Consider the following 19,011-nt stretch of genomic DNA (forward strand, 5'->3'; position numbering starts at 1 on the left):
CGTCCCGCAATCCTTTGGAGAGCAGACGTGACAGCAACAAGTGACGGTTTTCCTCGCGACGGTGTGCGGGAGTCCGTGGGCATCGCGGACGGCACGGCCGGACTCTCCCCCGTGCAGCAGCGGCTGTGGTTCCTCAACCGGTTCCAGGAGGGGCGGCCGGGGCAGACCCGCACGCTGTCCGTACGGCTGGGCGGCGCCCTGGACCTGTCCGCGCTGCGGGCCGCGCTCGGCGCGATCGTCCAGCGGCACCGGGTCCTGGGCACGGTGCACCGCGAGGTGGAGGGGCGCTGCCGTCCGGAGTTCCGGCCGCCGGAGCGGACGTTCACCGCGCTGCGCGCCGAGCCGGTGTCCCCGGCCCGCCTGAACCGCGTCCTGGCGCAGGCGGCGGGCGAGGGCATGGACCTCACCGCGGAGTGCCCCCTGCGCGTCCGGCTGCTGGGCCTGGCGCCGGACGACCACGTCCTGGTCCTGGTCGTGCACGAGATCGCGGCGGACGAGCGGTCGCTGACGCTGCTGGCCGAGGAGCTGGCGGGGGCGTACGCGGAGGCCGTACGGACCGGCGGCACGCCGCGTACCGAGCCCGGACCGCAGTACGCGGAGGTCGCCGCCGCAGCGGGGACCGCACTCGGCGATCCGCAGGTACCGGACAGCCGCGCCGCCGAACAACTCGCCTACTGGCGTGACACGTTGGACGGCGCACCGGAACAGCTCCAGCTGCCGCTGGACCGGCCCCGCCCGGCCGCCACCGACTACCGGAGCACCACGTACCACGGCTTCCTGGACGCCGCCCTGCACCGGAAGCTGGACGGGCTGGCGCGGGACGCGGGAGTGCCGCTCGACGCGGTGCTGCTGGCCGGCGTCTCGGCGCTGCTGCACCGCTTCGGCGCCGGTACGGACATTCCGCTGGCCGTCTCCCTGCCGGGACGGGCGGACGCGGGGTCGGCCACGGTCATCGGGCCGCTGGCGAACACCGCCGTCGTACGGACGAGCCCGGCGCCCGGCCACGGCTTCCGCGCCCTGGTACGGGACTGCGCCACGGCCAACGCCGCGGCGCGGCGGCACAGCGCGGTGCCGTTCGAGCAGGTGGTGGACGCGCTGCGACCTGAACGCGCGCTGAACCGGCACCCGTTGGCGCAGGTAGCCGTCGAGGTGCGGGAAGCGGAGACAGCACGGCGGCCGTTCGGCCCGCTCACCGCACGGATCACCCAACTGCCTGCCCAGCACTGCCGGTTCGACCTGCGCTTCGGCTTCCGTATGCGAGCCGGCACCACCACGCCGGACGGTACGCACGGCATCGACCTGATCGTCGACTTCGGCACCGAGCTGTTCATGCCCGCCACCGTGCGCCGGATGACCGACGGGCTGCTGCGGCTGCTGCGGGCGGCCGCCGACGCGCCCGATGAGGCGTACACCGCGTACGACGTGCTCGGCCCCGAGGAGCGGCAGCGGCTGCTCAGCGACTGGAACGCCACCGCGCGGCCGGTGCCGGGCGCCGGGGTGAGCCGCCTGTTCGAGGAGCGGGTGCGCCACCACGGCGACCGCACCGCCCTGGTCTGCGGCGCGACCCGGCTGACGTACGCGCAGCTCGACGCGCGCGCCAACCGGCTGGCCCGCGCCCTGGTGGACGGCGGCGCGCGGCCCGGCACGCTGGTGGCGCTGGCGCTGCCGCGCGGCCCGGAGCTGGTGGTCGCGCTGCTCGCGACGGCGAAGGCGGGGGCGGCGTACATTCCGCTCGACCCGGAGTACCCGGCCGACCGGATCGGCTACATCCTCGGCCACGCCGCCCCGTCCGCACTGATCACCGACGACGCCACGGCGCGGCGGTTGTCCGGGGCGCCGGACCGGGTGTTCGTCCTGGACGACCCCGCGCTGCGGGACCGGCTCGCGGCGCTGCCCGGCACGGCCCTGGCCCCGGACGAGCTCCCGGCCACCGCCACCGGCGCCGACCCCGCGTACGTCATCTACACCTCCGGCTCCACCGGGCGCCCCAAGGGCGTGGCCGTCGGCCGCCGCGCGCTGACCAACTTCCTGGTGTCCATGGGCGACCTGTTCCCGCTGACCGGCGACGACGTATGGCTGTCGGTCACCACCATCGCCTTCGACATCGCGGCCCTGGAGCTGTATCTGCCGCTGATCAGCGGCGCGGCCGTGGTGCTCGCCGACCGGGAGACGACCACCGATCCCGGCGCGCTGGCCCGGCTGCTGACCGCCTCCGGGGCCACCATCATGCAGGCCACCCCGAGCCTGTGGCAGGCGCTGTGCGAGGCGGAGCCGGAGGCGCTGCGGGGGCTGCGGATGCTGGTGGGCGGTGAAGCGCTGCCGTCCGCGCTGGCGGAGCGGATGCGCGCGCTCGGCTCGGAGGTCACCAATCTCTACGGGCCCACCGAGACCACCATCTGGTCGACCGCCGCCCGGCTCGACGACCGTCCGGGGCCGCCCACCATCGGCCGTCCCATCGGCAACACCCGGGTCTACGTGCTCGACGCGGACCGGCAGCCCGTACCGGTGGGTGTCACGGGCGATCTGTACATCGCGGGCGCCGGGGTGGCGATCGGCTACCTCCACCAGGAGGAGCTGACCCGCGAGCGCTTCGTCCCGGATCCGTTCGCGCCCGGCATGGGGGTCCCCCCGGCCGAAGGCTGGGGGAGGATGTACCGCACCGGCGACCTGGCGCGCTGGGCCGCCGACGGCAATCTGGAGTTCCTGGGCCGCTCCGACTTCCAGGTCAAGATCCGCGGGTTCCGTATCGAACTCGGCGAGATCGAGGCGGTGCTGGAGCGGCACCCGGGCGTCGGCAAGGCGGTCGCGGTGGCCCATGCGTACGGGCCCGGGGACACCCGGCTCGTGGCGTACGTGGCCCCGGGCGGCGCCGACGCCGCCGAGCTGCGCGCCTTCGCGGGCACCCAGCTGCCCGCGTACATGGTCCCCGCTACCGTGGTGGCGCTGGACGAGATCCCGCTGACGCCGAACGGCAAGACCGACCGCGCCGCGCTCCCGGCACCGGGCGCCGACGCGGCCCCGCGCGGGCGCGGCCCGCGGATCGCCCGCGAGGAGCAGCTGTGCGACCTCTTCAGCGAGGTGCTGGGCCTGAGCGCGGTCGGCGTGGACGACAGCTTCTTCGACCTGGGCGGGCACTCGCTGCTGGCCACCCGGCTGATCGGCCGTATCCGTGCCGTGCTGGGCGTGGAGGTGTCCATCCGGGCGCTGTTCGAGACGCCGACGGTGGCGGGGCTGGCCGGGCGGCTGGACGGGGCACGGGCCCGAGAGACCGGGCTGAAGCCGGTGGGCCGGGACGGTGACCTGCCGCTCTCGTACGGTCAGCAGCGGCTGTGGTTCCTCTACGACTACGAGTCCCAGGGCAGCGAGTACAACTCGGCGTTCGGTCTGCGGCTGACCGGGCCGCTCGACGTGCCCGCGCTGCGGTCGGCGATCAGTGCGCTCGTGGCCCGGCACGAGGCGCTGCGCACCACGTTCGGTTCGCGCGGCGGGCAGGGCGTGCAGATCGTGCACGAGCCGGGCGAGGTGCCAGTTCGGGTGATCGGTCTTGCCGGCGCGGACGCCGGTCCCGGGGCGGACGGAGAGGACCGCGAGGCCGCGCTGACGCGGGTGCTGCGCACCGCGCTCAGCGAGCCGTTCGACCTGCGTGCGGGTCCGGTGCTGCGGCCGCTGCTGGTCCGGGTCGCCGAGGAGGACCACGTCCTCGTCCTGGACATGCACCACATCGTCACCGACGGCTGGTCGAAGGACGTGATGGCCCGCGAGCTGGGCGTGCTCTACGAGGCGGCGCACAGCGGCCGGACCGCGGAGCTGCCGCCGCTGCCCGTCCAGTATCCCGACTTCGCCGTCTGGCAGCGCGCCCCGCGCGCGGACGCCTACGCCGCCGACCTGGACTACTGGAAGCGGCAGCTGGATGGCGTCGTACCGCTGGAAATGCCCACCGACCGGCCCCGCCCGGCCACCCGCAGCACCCGGGGCGCGGCACACCGCTACACGCTCCGCCCCGGCCTGGTCACCGAGCTGACCGCGCTGTGCTGGCGGGAGGGCGTCACCCTCTTCGCGACGCTGGCCGCCGGGGTGCAGCTGCTCCTGTCGCGCTACGGCCGGCAGCAGGACATCGCGCTCGGCACCATCGTCTCCGGCCGCGACCACAGCGAGCTGGAGAACGTGCTCGGCTTCTTCGTCAACACGCTGGTGCTGCGCGCGCGGGTGCGGCCCGAGCTGACGGTCGCGGAGTTCCTGGCGGAGGTCCGCGGCACCGTGCTGGACGCCTTCACGCACCAGAACGTGCCGTACGACCGGCTCATCGAGGAGCTGCGGCCGGACCGCGACCCCAGCCGTACCCCGCTGATCCAGGCGGCGATGCTCCTCAAGCGCCCGCAGGGGCCGGTGCCGGGGCCCGACGGGCTGCGGATGGCGGAGTTCGGACTGCCCCGGCTCAACGCGCTGTTCGACCTCGGCTTCGAGTTCGAGGAGCGGGACGGGGAGCTGGCCGGGCTGATCGAGTACAGCACGGCGCTCTTCGACGAGGAGACGGTCGCCCGGCTCGCGCGGCACCTGGTGGTGCTGCTGGAGAACATGGCCGCCGGTCCGCAACGGTCGCTGGGGCAGCTGCCGATGATGGACGAAGCGGAGCGGCGCCAGGTCACCAGCGGCTGGAACGCCACCGACGCGGCGGGCCGCGCGCACCGTACGACCGTGCACCAGCTGGTCGCCGAGCAGGCGGCCCGCACCCCGGACGCCACGGCCGTCGTCACCCCGGACACCCGGCTGACCTTCGCCGAGCTGGAGGACGCCGCCGGACGGCTGGCGCACCGGCTGCTGGCGCACGGCGTGCGGCCTGGCGAGGTGGTGGCCGTACGCACCGGGCGCGGTGCCGAGATGGTCATCGCCCAGCTCGCGGTGCTCAAGGCCGGGGCGGCCTATCTGCCGCTGGACCCCGCGCTGCCGGACGACCGCACCACGTACATGCTCCGGGACGCCTCCGTACGGCTGCTGCTGGTACGGGGCGGGCCGGCGGACCTGCCGGTGCCGGAGGGCGTGACGGTGCTCCGCGTCGAGGACGAATCCGACGGTGAAGCGCCTCCGGCCGGGCCCGTCCGGGTGCCGGTGTCGGCCGGTGACCTGGCCTACGTGATCTACACCTCCGGGTCCACCGGGCGCGCCAAGGGCGTGCTCATCGAGCACCGTGGGGTGATCAACCTCTGCGACTGGTACCGGGACTACTACCGGATCGGCCCCGGCGACCGGGCGTCGCAGATCGTCGGTCCCGGCTTCGACCCGACGATTCTCGAAGTGTGGGCGAACCTCGCCTGCGGGGCCTCGGTGCACTTCGCGCCTCAGTCCGCGCTGGACGATCCGCACGAGTTCGCGGACTGGCTGGTCGCGGAGGGCATCACCGTGACGCTGGTGCCGGCGCCGCGGCTGGACTCCGTACTGGATCAGCGCGCGCTGTGGCACAGCGCGCTGCGGTACGTGCTGACCGGCGCGGACGTGGTGCGGCGCAGGCTGCCGGCGGATGCCCCGTTCACGCTGGTCAACCAGTACGGGCCGACGGAGATCACGGTGCTGGCCACCGCCGTCTTCCTCGAGCCGGAGGACGAGGCCGCGGCCGGACGGCTGCCCTCGATCGGGGCGCCGGTCACCAACACCCGTACGTACGTGCTCGACGAGCACCGCGACCCGGTGCCGGTCGGGGTGCCCGGCGAGCTGTACATCGGCGGCATCGGGGTGGCGCGCGGCTATCTCGGGCGCCCGGAGCTGACCAAGGAGCGGTTCGTCCCCGACCATCTGGGGCCGGACCCGGACGGGCGGCTCTACCGCACCGGCGACCTGGTCCGGTGGCTGCCGGACGGCACGCTGGACTTCCTGGGCCGGATCGACAACCAGGTCAAGATCCGCGGCTACCGCGTGGAGCTGGGCGAGGTGGAGACGGCGCTGCTGCGGGAGGAGAGCGTCGCGCAGGCGGTGGTCCTGGCCCGGCAGCAGCGCAGCGGCCACCACGACCTGGTCGGGTATGTGACGGGCCAGGGCGACGGGGCCATCGATCCCGAGGCCGTGCGCGCCCGGCTCGCGGCCGGACTGCCCGATTACATGGTGCCGTCGGTGCTCGTCGTGCTCGACGCGTTCCCGATGACCACCACCGGCAAGATCGACCGGCGTGCGCTGCCGCTGCCCGAGGAGCGGGCCGCTGCCGTCGCGGAGACCACCGCGCCGCGCGACCCCACCGAGGAGGCGCTCGCCCGGATGTGGGCCGAGGTCCTCGGGGAGCCGGTGGTGGGGGTCGAGGACGACCTGTTCGACCTCGGCGCCAATTCCGTCCTGACCCTGCAGATCACCTCCCGCATCCGGGAGCGGTTCGGCATCCGGGTCTCCGTGCGGGAGATCTTCACCGCGCGCACCGTAGCCGCACTGGCGGAGGACGTCCGCCGCAAAGTACTCGACGACTCGCGCCGCGTGCCGGCCGACACCACGGCGCGCGGCAGCGCGCGGGGGGAGTGAACGATGGGTGAGCAGATGAACGGCGGGCAGCCGCTGAGCCCTGATGAACTGCTGGAGCGGCGGCTCGCCGGACGCGCGGACGCGGCTGCGGGCGCTCCGGGTGACCTGCGCGCGCTGGGTGATCTTCCCGACGCGCCGCTGTCCTTCGGGCAGGAACGGCTGTGGTTCCTGCACGAGTTCCAGCCCGGCAGCGTCGAGTACACCTCGTCGATCGCCCTGCGGATGACCGGTCCGCTGCGCGTGGACGCGCTGCGCGGCGCGCTCGGCGGCCTGGTCGCCCGGCACGAGCCGCTGCGTACCACGTTCGCGACGACGGACGGGCGGGCGCACCAGGTCGTACGCCCCGCCGCCGTTCCGGAGATCCAGCGCGCCGACCTGGGCGGGCTGCCCGCCGGGGAACGCGAAGCGGAGCTGGACCGGCTGCTGCGCGCCGAACTCGGCACCCCCTTCGACCTCGCGGCGGGCCCGGTCCTGCGGGTCCTGCTCGTCGCGCTCGGCTCGGGACCGGACGGCGCCCAGGAGCATGTGCTGTTCCTGAACATGCACCACATCGCGGCGGACGGCTGGTCGAAGGGCGTGCTGCTGGCGGAGCTGGGCGAGCTGTACGCCGCCGCTCTGGAGGAGCGGGAAGCGGACCTCGCCCCGCTGCCGGTGAGCTACCGCGACTACGCGGTCTGGCAGCGCGAGCACTGCACCGAAGCCGAACTGGACGCCCAGCTGGAGTACTGGAAGACCGAGCTGGACGGCGTGCCGGCGCTGGAGATGCCCACCGACCGGCCCCGGCCGATGGTGCGGACGACGGTGGGCGCTCTGCACACGTTCGCGGTGCCCCGGGGCGTGGCCGAGGGGCTGGACGCGGTGGCCGCGCGGTGCGGCGGCACCCTGTTCGCGGTGCTGACCGCCGCGACCCAGGTGTTGCTGGCGCGGCACAGCGGTCAGCGGGACGTGGCGCTGGGCACCGTCTCGGTGGGCCGGGACCGCACCGAACTGGAGCCGCTGGTCGGCTTCTTCGTCAACACCCTGGTGCTGCGCGGCCGGATCGAGCCGGACCTGCCCTTCGACGAACTGGTGGAGCGGACCACCGACCGGATCTGGGACGCGCTGGGCAACCAGGACGTGCCGTTCCACCGGCTGGTGGACGCGCTGGGCACCGAGCGCGACCCGAGCCGTACGCCACTGGTGCAGGCGGCCCTCGTGCTCCAGAACGCCCCCGGCGGCGCGCCCGTCTTCCCGGGGCTGCGGGTGACGGACTTCCGGCCGCCGTCGGTCTCCTCGATCTTCGACCTGACGGTGGAGTTCGCGCCGGACGCGGACGGCGGGCTGGCCGGGTCGGTCGAGTACAACACCGACCTGTTCGACGCCTCGACCATCGAGGCGCTGTGTGCCCGGCTGCTGGTGCTGCTCGCCGGGATCGCCGCGGACGCCGGACGCGCCGTCGGCGACCTGCCGCTGCTGACCGACGCCGAGCACACGGCGCTGACCACGGGCTGGACCGAGAACCGCGCCGACTACCCCGCCGACACCCCCGTCCACACCCTGGTCTCCGCGCAGGCCGCCGCCGCCCCCGACCGGATCGCGGTGACCGGCGCGGGCGGCGGACTGACCTACCGCGAGCTGGACGAGCGCTCCGACCGCCTGGCGCGGCTGCTCCTGGACCGGGGCGCCGCGCCCGGTGACCACGTCGCCGTCTGCCTGCCGCGCGGCTCGGAAGTGGTCGTCGCCATGCTGGCCGTGCTCAAGGCGGGCTGCGCGTATGTGCCGATCGCGGCGGACTACCCGGCCGACCGCATCGCGTTCCTCCTGGAGGACACCGCGGCGCCGCTGTGCCTGACCGAACGGCCGCTGCGCGACCGGCTCCCGGACGGCAGCGCCAAGTACCTGTGCCTGGACGAGGAGGCCGCCGCTCTCGCCGCGCTCCCGGCCGGCGGCCCGCAGGTCACGGTGGGCGCGGATACCGCCGCGTACGTCATCTACACCTCCGGCTCCACCGGGCGCCCCAAGGGCGTGGTGGTCGAGCACCGGTCGATCGTGCGGCTGATCAGTGATCCCGACTACGCGCCGCTGGCCGCGGACGACGTGGTGGCCCAGGCCGCCGACGCCACCTTCGACGCGGCGACGTTCGAGATCTGGGGGCCGCTGGCGGTGGGCGCGCGGATCGCCGTGATCCCGAAGGACGTACTGCTGGAGCCGCGGTCCTTCGCCCGCACGCTGGAAGAGCACGGCGTGACCACGCTTTTCCTGACCACCGCGCTGTTCAACCAGGTGGTCGAGGTCGCGCCGGGAGCCTTCGGCGGCCTGCGCCATCTGCTGGTGGGCGGCGAGGCGCAGAGCCCGCGGCGGGTCGCGCAGCTGCTCGCCGGGGAGCGGCCGGACCGCTTCGTCAACATCTACGGACCGACCGAGACGACGACGTTCGCCACGTTCCAGGAGATCCACAGCACGGACGGCGTACGGGCGCTGCCCATCGGCCGCCCCATCCGCAACACCACCGCCTACGTGCTCGACGAGCGGCGGCGGCCGGTGCCGCCCGGCTCCCCCGGCGAGCTGTACATCGGCGGTCCCGGCGTCGCCCGCGGCTACCTGGGCCGCCCCGAGCTGACCGAGGAGCGCTTCCTCCCGGCGCCGTTCTCCTCGGTCCCCGGCGAGCGCGTGTACCGCACCGGCGACCGGGTCCGCTGGCTGCCGGACGGCACGCTGGACTTCCTGGGCCGGGTGGACACCCAGGTCAAGGTGCGCGGCTACCGCATCGAGCCGGGCGAGGTCGAAGCCGTCCTCGAAGCCCACCCGGCGGTCGCCGCCGCGCTGGTCGTCGCCCGTACGGACGGGGAGCACAAGCGCCTGGTGGGCTACGTACGCCCGCAGCCCGGCGCGGCCCTGGACACGGCGGAGCTGCGCACGTTCGCCGAGGCCCGGCTGCCCGGCTACACCGTGCCCTCCGCGCTGGTCACGCTGAACGAGTTCCCGCTGACCTCCAACGGGAAAGTGGACCAGCGGGCACTGCCCGCGCCCGAGGAGCGGACCGAGGGGCGCGCGGACCACCGGGCTCCGGCCGACGCCACCGAGGCGACCCTCGCGCGGGTGTGGTCGCAGGTCCTTGGCGTGGGCCGGGTGGGCGCCACGGACAACTTCTTCGAGCTGGGCGGGGACTCGATCCTGAGCATCCAGGTGGTGGCCAGGGCCCGGCAGGCCGGGCTCGTCATCAGCTCCCGGGACATCTTCTCGCGCCAGACGCTGGCCGACCTGGCGCGCGCGGCCACCCCCGTGGCGGAGACCGGCACCGAAGAGCAGGCGCAGGACCACGGCCCCGCGCCGCTCACCCCCGTACAGCGCTGGTTCTTCGACCACCACACCGTCCGCCCCGCGCACTTCAACCAGTCGGTGCTGCTCACGCTGCCCGCGGACGTGGACGAGCGGGCGCTGTCGAAGGCGTTCCGGCATGTCGTACGGCGGCACGACGCGCTGCGCACCCGCTTCACGGCGGTGGACGGCCGGCTGGTCCAGCAGGGCCCCGGCCAGGACGCCCCGGAGCCGGACATCGAGCGGATCACGCTGGGCGAGGCCGCGCCCGAGGAACGCGAAGCGGTCCTGCGACAGCTGTCCGAGGCGGCGCAGGCCGGCCTCGCCCCCGAGCGGGGCGAGCTGCTGCGCTGCCTGCTGTTCGACCGCGACGCCCAGGACCGGCCGCGGCTCCTGCTGACCGTGCACCACCTCGCGGTGGACGGCGTCTCGTGGCGCATCCTGCTGGACGACCTGGAGAACGCGTACCGGCAGGCGGTGAGCGGCGCGGCGATCGACCTCGGGGGCGCGTCCACGCCGTACCTCACATGGGCGCGGAGGCTGACGGAGCACGCCGAACAGGGCGGTTTCCAGGCGGAGTTCGACTACTGGGCGGAGGTCGCGGCCGTCACCACGGCGGGCCTTCCCAGCGACCGCACCGGCCGCAACACCTTCGGGCTCACCCGTGAGGTGCGCGCGGGGCTGGACGAGCGGCGTACCCAACAGCTGCTCCAGGACGTGCCCAAGGTCTACCGCACCCAGGTCAACGACATCCTGCTCACCGCGCTCGGCCGCGCCCTGTCCCGGCACACCGGGCAGGACCGCACCCTCATCACCCTGGAGGGGCACGGCCGCGAGGAGATCCTGCCGGGCACCGACATCTCCCGCACCGTCGGCTGGTTCACCTCCCTCTTCCCGCTCGTCCTGGAATCCCCGGCGGACCGGCCGTGGCGCGACCTGGTACTGGGCACCAAGGAGCGGCTGCGGGCCGTACCGCACCGCGGCTTCGGTTACGGGCCGCTCCGCCACCTCGCCGCGGACCCCGCGCAGCGCGAGGCCCTGGCCGCCGGGCCGCGGCCGCAGGTCAGCTTCAACTACCTCGGCCAGTGGTCGGACGGCACCGTCGGCAGCGCGCTCTACCGCGAGCAGGTCTTCGACTACGGGCAGGAGCACAGCCCGGAGGAGGAGCGCCCGCATCTGATCGACATCACCGGCGAAGTGCGCGGCGGGCGGCTGACGTTCACCGTGTACTACTCGTCCGAGCGCCACGCGCGGGCGACCGCCCAGGCGCTGGCCGACGGGCTGGCCGCCGCGCTGGACGAGCTGGTCGAGCACTGCCTGCGCCCCGGTGCGGGCGGCGCGGTGCCCGGTGACTTCCCGCTCGTACGGCTCGACCAGGCCGCCGTGGACGCGCTGGTGCCGCCGGGCTCGGCCGTCGAGGACATCTACCCGCTGACGCCGATGCAGTCCGGCATGCTCTACCACGCCCTCAACCAGCCCACCGGCGGCGCCTACTTCGACCAGGTCAGCTTTCTGCTGGAAGGCGTGGACGACATCCGGGCGCTCGGCGCGGCCTGGCAGCACGCGGTGGACCGCAACCCGGCGCTGCGCACGCGGCTACGGTGGGAGGGCGTCCCGCAGCCCGTGCAGATCGTCGACCGCGAAGCGACCCTGGAGGTCCGCTACCTGGACTGGACGGACACCGACGCGGCCGGGCGGAAGCGGCGGCTGGAGGAGCTGACGGACGCCGAGCAGCGGGCCGGCATCGACCTGACCCGGGCGCCGCTGATGCGGGTGGTGCTCGCACGGGAACGGGCGGGCGCGGTGCGGGTCGTGTGGAGCTTCCACCATGTCGTTCTCGACGGCTGGAGCACGTCCCACCTGTTCGGTGATGTGTTCGCCCGCTACCGCGCGCTGGCCGACGGCGGCACCGCCCCGGCGGCCCCGGAGCAGCGGCGCCCGCCCTTCCGGGACTACGTGGCGTGGCTCGGGCAGCAGGACCCCGCGGCGGCCGAGAAGCACTGGCGCGCGGCGCTGGCGGGCCTGTACGCGCCGACTCCGCTCCCGTACGGGCAGAGTCTGCCGCCCGGCTACCAGTCGGAGTCCTCGGCCCAGGTCCGGGTCGAGCTGACCCGCGCCGAGACCGAGGCGCTGACCGCGACGGTCCGCGCCGAGCGGCTGACCCTGAACACCGCCGTGCAGGGCGCCTGGGCGATGCTGCTCGCGCGCCACGCGGGCACCGAGGACGTGTGCTTCGGATCCACCGTCGCCGGCCGCCCCACGGGCCTGGCGGGCTCCGACGCGGTGGTCGGCAACTTCCTCAACACGCTGCCGGTGCGTACCCGGGTCACCGCCTCCGACCGGCTGGCCGACTGGCTGCGCGGCCTCCAGGAAGCACAGGTCGCGGCGCGCGACTTCGAGTACGCCGCGCTCGGCCAGATCCAGGGCTGGAGCGATGTGCCGCGCGCCACCGCGCTGTTCCACACCGTGGTGGTCTTCGAGAACTACCCGGGCAACGACACGGCCGCCGAGCGCAACGGCCTGTGGCTGCGCGAGCTGTCCGCGGTGGACACCACCAGCTTCCCGCTGGACCTGACCGCCTTCACCGACGACGGTGAACTCGTCGTCCAGCTCTCCTACGACCCCGCGCTCTACGGACAGGCCCAGGCGGAGAGCCTGGCCGACCAGCTGCTCACCCTGCTGAACGGCCTCGCCGCCGACCCCGGACAGCAGGTGGGCGACGTGCCGATGCTGTCGCTGGGCGAGCGGGACCGCGTCGTCCACGAGTGGAACCGCGTCACGGTGCCGTGGCAGGAACTGTGCCTGCACGAGCTGGTCGCCGAGCACGCCCGGCGCACACCGGACGCCGACGCGGTCGTCTTCGAGGGCCAGGTGATCGGCTACGCCGCGCTGGAGGCGCGCGCCAACCAGCTGGCCCACCACCTGATGGACCGCGGCGTCGGCCCCGAGACCGTGGTCGGCATCTGTGTGGAGCGCGGCCCGGACATGGTCACCGCGGCCCTCGCCGTCCTCAAGGCGGGCGGTGCCTTCCTGCCGCTGGACCCCGGGCACCCCGCCGAGCGGCACCGCCAGGTGCTGCGGGACAGCGCCGCCGCCCTGCTGCTCACGCAGAACGCCGTGGCGGACCGGCTGCCGCTGTGCGACGCGACGGTGCTGCGCCTGGACGGCGAGTGGGACGCCATCGGGCAGTGGCCCACCCACGCGCCGGCCGTCGAGGTCGCGCCGGACAGCCTCGCGTACGTCATCTACACCTCGGGCTCCACCGGACGCCCCAAGGGCGTCATGGTCGAACACCGCAGCCTGAGCCAGGCAGTGGCCGCCTGGGGCCGGGTCTACGGCGTCGAGGACCGCCCGGCGCGTCAGCTCAACCTCGCGAGCATGGCCTTCGACGTGTTCGTGTCCGACCTGGGGCACGCGCTCGCCCACGGCGGGACGCTGGTGATCTCCCCCTCGGCGGTCACCACCGACCCGCCCCGGCTGTTCGAGCTGATGGAGCGGGCCGGGATCACCCACCTGGAGACCGTGCCGTCGTTGATCGGCGCACTGCTGGAGGAGGCCGAGCGGACCGGCCGCGCCTTCCCGCCGCTGCGCTGCCTCGTCGTCGGCTCGGACAACTGGCGTACGGAGGACTGCCGCCGGCTGCTGGACCGGGTCTCCCCCGGCACCACCGTGCTCAACAGCTACGGCGTGACCGAGGCGACCGTCGAGTCCTCGGTCTTCCGCGCGGAGCGGGAGACGCTGCCCGCCACCGCCTCGGTGCCGATCGGCCGGCCGATCCCCGGCGCCCGGATGTACGTCCTGGACGCCGGTCTGCGGCCGGTGCCCGCCGGGGTCGTCGGCGAGCTGTTCATCGGCGGGCCCGGAGTGGCCAGGGGCTACCTGAACCGCCCCGACCTGACCGAGGAGCGCTTCCTGCGCGACCCGTTCGCGCTGGATGCCGAGAGCGCCCGGCTCTACCGGACCGGCGACCGGGCCCGGTTCCTGCCCGGCGGGGACATCGAGTTCCTCGGCCGGTCCGACGACCAGGTCAAGATCCGCGGCTTCCGGGTCGAGCTGGCCGAGATCGAGAGCGCCGTCCAGCGCTTCCCGGGTATCGCCGACGCCGCGGCCGCGATACGCGCGGAGGCCGGCGGCAGCGGGCTGACCTGCTACGTGGTCCCCGTAGCCGGGGCCGAACCCGACCTGGCATCGCTCCGCGAGCAGTTGGGCGGCCTGCTGCCCCGGCACATGGTGCCGCAGGTGTTCGTCCCGCTGGAGCGGCTGCCGCTGAACGCCAACGGCAAGGTGGACCGCCGCGCCCTGCCCGCCCCGCCCGCACCCGCCGAACGCCCCGCCGCGCGCACCGCGCCCCGTACCCCCGCGGAGGAAACCCTCGCCGCGGTGTGGGCCGAGGTGTTCCGGGTGCCGGCGGTGGGCGTCGAGGACAACTTCTTCGACCTGGGCGGCGATTCGATCCTCAGCATCCAGGTCGTCTCCCGGGCCCGCGAGGCGGGCCTGAAGGTCTCGTCCCAGGACATCTTCAGTCACCAGACGGTCGCCGAACTCGCCTCGGCGGTGGCCGCCCGCACCCCGGAGGAGAAGGCAGACGTGAGTACGGAGCCGGTCGTCGGAAAGGTGCCGCTGACCCCCATTCAGCGCGCGTTCTTCCGCCGGCACACCATCGCCCCCCACCACTCCACGATGTCCGTACTGGCCGAGCTGACGGAACCGCCGTCGGAGGACGCGCTGCGGGCCGCCCTGGACGCCCTGCTGGACCACCACGACGCCCTGCGCACCCGCTTCACCTCGCTGTACGGCCGCCGGCAGCAGGAGATCCCGGCTCCGGGCGACCGGTGGCCGCTGGAGCGGATCGCGCTGGGCGACGCCGGTGACGAGGCCGTGGAGAAGGCGGCCGCCGCCGCGCAGGGCGGACTCGACCTGGCAGAGGGGCCGTTGGTACGGGCCCTGCTGTTCGACCGGGGCGAGCGGCCCCCGCTGCTCTTCCTGACCGCCCACCACCTGGTCGTGGACGCGGTGTCCTGGCAGGTGCTCCTCGCCGACCTGGAGCGCGGCTACCGGCAGGCGGCCGACGGCGGGCCGGTCGACCTGGGCCCGAAGGGCACATCGTTCCTCCAGTGGTCGCGGCGGCTGTCGGAGCATACCGCCGCGGGCGGCTTCGACGCGGAGCTGGACCACTGGGCGGGTGTGGCGCAGCGTGCCGAGGCCGGAATCCCGGCCGACGCCGCCGGTACGCCGTCCGTCGCGTCGGCGGCGAGCGTACGGGTGAGCCTGGGCGCCGCGGACACCGAGGCGCTGCTGCGGGAGGTCCCGTCCGTCTACCGCACGCAGGTCAACGACGTGCTGCTGTCCGCACTCGGCCGGGTGCTGGCGGACTGGACCGGCCGCGACTCGGTCCTGGTCGATCTGGAAGGCCACGGCCGCGAGGAGTTGTTCGACGGCCTGGAGGTCGGCGCTACGGTCGGCTGGTTCACCAGCAGCTTCCCGGTGGCCCTGGACACCTCGGCCGGGGACGACTGGGGCGCGCTGCTGCGGTCCGTCAAGGAGCAGCTGCGGGCGGTGCCGGGGCGCGGCATCGGCTACGGCGCGCTGCGCCACCTCAGCCCCGCCGGCGCCCCGGCCGAGGTGCTGGCCGAAGGCCCGCAGGCGCAGGTCAGCTTCAACTACCTCGGTCAGCTGACCGGCGCTCCGGGCCGCGACGGCGCCCTGCTGCGCGATGTCCGGCTGGGCTTCGGCACCGAACTCTCGCCCGCCGAGAAGCTGGAATACGGGCTGGACATCGTGGCCTGGGTGCGTGACGGGCAGCTGGAGTTCGAGCTGTTCCACTCCACCGAGGTGCACCACGCCTCGACCGTCGAGCGGCTGGGCGACGCACTGCTGACGGCGCTCCGCGGGCTCGTGGCGCACTGCCGGGACGTGAGCGGCGCGGCGGCCGGTGCCACGCCGTCCGACTTCCCGCTGGCCCGGGTCGAGCAGCAGCTGCTCGACAAGCTCGCCGCCGACGGCGGCCCGCCGGCGGACCTCTACCCGGTCACGCCGATGCAGCACGGCCTGCTGTTCCACAGCCTGACCGAGGAGGGCGACAGCGTTTACGTGGGACAGCTCTCCTTCGTTCTGGAGGGCGGGGTGGACACCGACGCGTTCGCGGCGGCCTGGCAGCGTGCGGCCGAGCGCACGCCGATGCTGCGCACCGCGGTGACCTGGGAGGAGACCGCCGAACCGCTCCAGGTCGTACGGGAGCGGGTGCAGGTGCCGGTGGAGCGGCGCGATCACAGCGCGCTGTCCGAGGGGGACGCCGCCCAGGCGCTGGAATCCTTCCTCGCCGAGGACCGCGCCCGGGGCATCGACCTGACCGCCGCCCCGCTGATGCGGCTGACGCTGATCTCCGAGCCGGACGGCGGGCTGCGGGTGGTGTGGACCTCGCACCATCTGCTGCTGGACGGCTGGAGCACGGCCGAGCTGATCTCCGACGTACTGGACCACTACCTGCTGCTGACCGGGCACGAGCGGCCCGAGCCGGCCGCCCGCCCGCCGTTCCGCGACTACGTGGAATGGCTGGGCCGCCAGGACCTCGCCGAGGCCGAGCGGTACTGGAAGCAGCTGCTCGACGGCTTCACCGCGCCCACCCCGCTGCCGGTCGACCACCGGTCGCAGGACACCGTGCGGGCGGGCACCGAGGCCGCAGCGCGCTTCCAGCTCGACGCGGAGACGACGGCGCGGCTCGACGCGCTCGCCCGGCAGCACCGGCTGACCACCAACACCCTCGCGCAGGGCGCCTGGGCGCTGCTGCTGTCCCGGTACGCGGGCGAGCAGGAGGTCTGCTTCGGCTCCGCCGTCTCCGGCCGCCCGGCCGACCTGCCCGGCGCCGAGTCGATGATCGGGCTGTTCATCAGCAATCTGCCGGTACGGGCCACCGTCCAGGACGACCGGCCCCTGCTGGATTGGCTCGCCGACCTCCAGCGCGGCCAGGTCGCCGCCCGGCAGCACGAGTACGTCTCGCTCGCCCAGATCCGCGGCTGGGCCGACCTGCCCGCCGGGGTGGACCTGTTCGACAGCTATGTGGTCTTCGAGAACTACCCGTACGACGGCGAGATGGGCGCCGAGGGCGGCCTGCGCATCCGCGACGTGCGCTCCCACGAGCCCACCAGCTACGCCATGGTGCTCGCGGTGTTCGCCGGCGACCGGCTGTCCTTCCGGCTCGCCTACGACCCCGCCCTCTTCGAGGAGCGCACCGCCGCCCGGGTCACCGCCGACCTGCGGGCGCTGCTGGAGGACATCGCGCGCGATCCGCACCGTACGCCGCGCGAGTTCGACGCGCTGAGCGAGGGGCACCGCGCCGAGCTGCTGACCCGCCACAACGCGACCGGCACCGAGTTGCTGAGCGAGCTGCCGGTGGCCCGGCAGTTCGCCGCGCAGGCGGCCCGCACGCCGGAGGCGACCGCGCTGGTCCACGAGGGCGGCCGGCTGTCCTTCGGCGAGCTGGACCGCCGGGCCAACCGGCTGGCGCACCACCTGGTGTCCCTCGGCGCCGGTCCCGAGGAGACGGTCGCCGTCTGCCTCGACCGCGGCGCCGACCTGATCGTGTCGCTGCTCGCGGTCCTCAAGGCGGGCGCGGTGTACGCGCCGCTGGACCCGGCCGCACCCGAACGGCGCACCGCGTACCTGCTGGAGGACATCCGGCCGCGGCTGCTGGTGACCGGCGGGCCGGTGGCGGCGGCGCTGCCCGCCGTGCCCGACACCACGACGGTGGTCCGTCCGGACGCCGACCGGCAGGCCGTGGCGGCCCGCCCGGACACCGCGCCGGAGGTGAGCGTGGCGCCCGGCGACGCCGCGTACGTCATCCACACCTCCGGCTCCACCGGGCGGCCCAAGGGCGTGGTGGTCGAACACCGCGGCCTGGCCAACCTGCTGGACAGCCACCGGCGTACGGTCTTCGGGCCGCTCCAGGAGACCAACGGCGGTGCGCCGCTGCGCGTCGCCCACCTGGCCCCAGCCTCGTTCGACGCCTCGTGGAACCCGGTGCTGTGGCTGGTCGCCGGGCATGAACTGCACCTCGTACCGGACGCGGTCCGCCGGGACGCGCACGCCCTGACCGCGTACCGCGCGGCGGAGCGGATCGACTTCCTCCAGACCACCCCGTCGTACTTCCAGCAGCTGGCGGAGACCGGCCTGCTGGCGGACGGGGACCACCCGCTGCGCGGCGTGGCCCTGGGCGGCGAGGCGATCTCCGAGGGCCTGTGGGAGTCGCTGCGATCCCGGAAGGACCTGATCAGCTTCAACTTCTACGGTCCCACCGAGGCCACCGTGGACGCGCTGATCACCCGGGTCTCGGACAGCCCCGTACCGGTGCTCGGCCGCCCCGTGCAGAACACCCGCGCCTATGTGCTGGACGCGGCGGGGCACCTGGCGCCCGTCGGCGCCCCCGGTGAACTCCACCTGGCCGGTGACGGCCTGGCCCGTGGCTATCTGAACCGCCCCGAGCTGACCGAGCGGGCCTTCTTCCCCGCGCCGTTCGACCCCGCCGAGCGGCTCTACCGGACCGGCGACCGGGTACGGCGCCTGTCCGACGGCCGCATCGAGTTCCTGGGCCGCGTCGACGACCAGGTCAAGCTGCGCGGCCACCGCATCGAGCCGGGCGAGATCTGCGCGACGCTGGACGGGCACCCGGCGGTGGCCGAGTCGGTGGTCGTGGTCCGGGGTGAGGGCGACCGGCGGCAGCTGGTCGCGTACTTCACGCACCGGGGTGCCGGTGACGCGGTGCCGACCGCGCCGGAGCTGGCCGGTTTCCTCGCCGAACGGCTGCCCGCGTATCTGGTCCCGGCCGCGTTCGTGGCGCTGGACGCCTTTCCGCTCACCCGGCACGGCAAGGTCGACCGGGACGCGCTGCCCGAGCCGGAGGCCGGGCGGGCGGACGACGCCGGCCGTGTCGCGCCGCGCAACGAGACCGAGCGGCTGGTCGCCCAGATCTGGGCGGAAACCCTGGGCGTCGCGGACGTCGGGGCCCACGACAGCTTCTTCGAGCTGGGCGGGCAGTCCCTGACCAGCGTCAAGGCGCTCACCCGCATCCGTAAGACCTTCGGGGTGCGGCTGGCGTTCCGCAGCCTGCTGGACACGCCCACCGTCTCCGGGGTGGCGCAGATGATCGAGGACAGCCTGCTGGAGCAGCTGGAGAAAGAGGCCGCCGAGGCCGCGGGCGACGCCGTACCGGCGGCGGAGTAG

The 19,011-nt window shown here is 74.3% G+C and carries 2 protein-coding genes; both read left to right on the forward strand.

What is annotated here, in order from left to right:
• The first annotated feature begins 27 nt into the window (after nucleotides 1-27).
• Nucleotides 28-6,498, forward strand: a complete 6,471-nt coding sequence (locus CP984_RS09560; protein WP_078575273.1) for a non-ribosomal peptide synthetase — start codon at nucleotides 28-30, stop codon at nucleotides 6,496-6,498.
• 3 nt (nucleotides 6,499-6,501) lie between these two features.
• Entirely contained in the window at nucleotides 6,502-19,011 is a 12,510-nt protein-coding gene (locus tag CP984_RS09565) for a non-ribosomal peptide synthetase (protein WP_003983583.1), read from the forward strand.

The organism is Streptomyces rimosus, from assembly GCF_008704655.1.
GTDB classification, from domain to species: Bacteria; Actinomycetota; Actinomycetes; order Streptomycetales; family Streptomycetaceae; genus Streptomyces; species Streptomyces rimosus.

Coding starts and splice junctions, on each gene's coding strand:
- CP984_RS09565 (WP_003983583.1), top strand. CDS start 6,502: ATGGGTGAGCAGATGAACGGCGGGCAGCCGCTGAGCCCTGATGAACTG.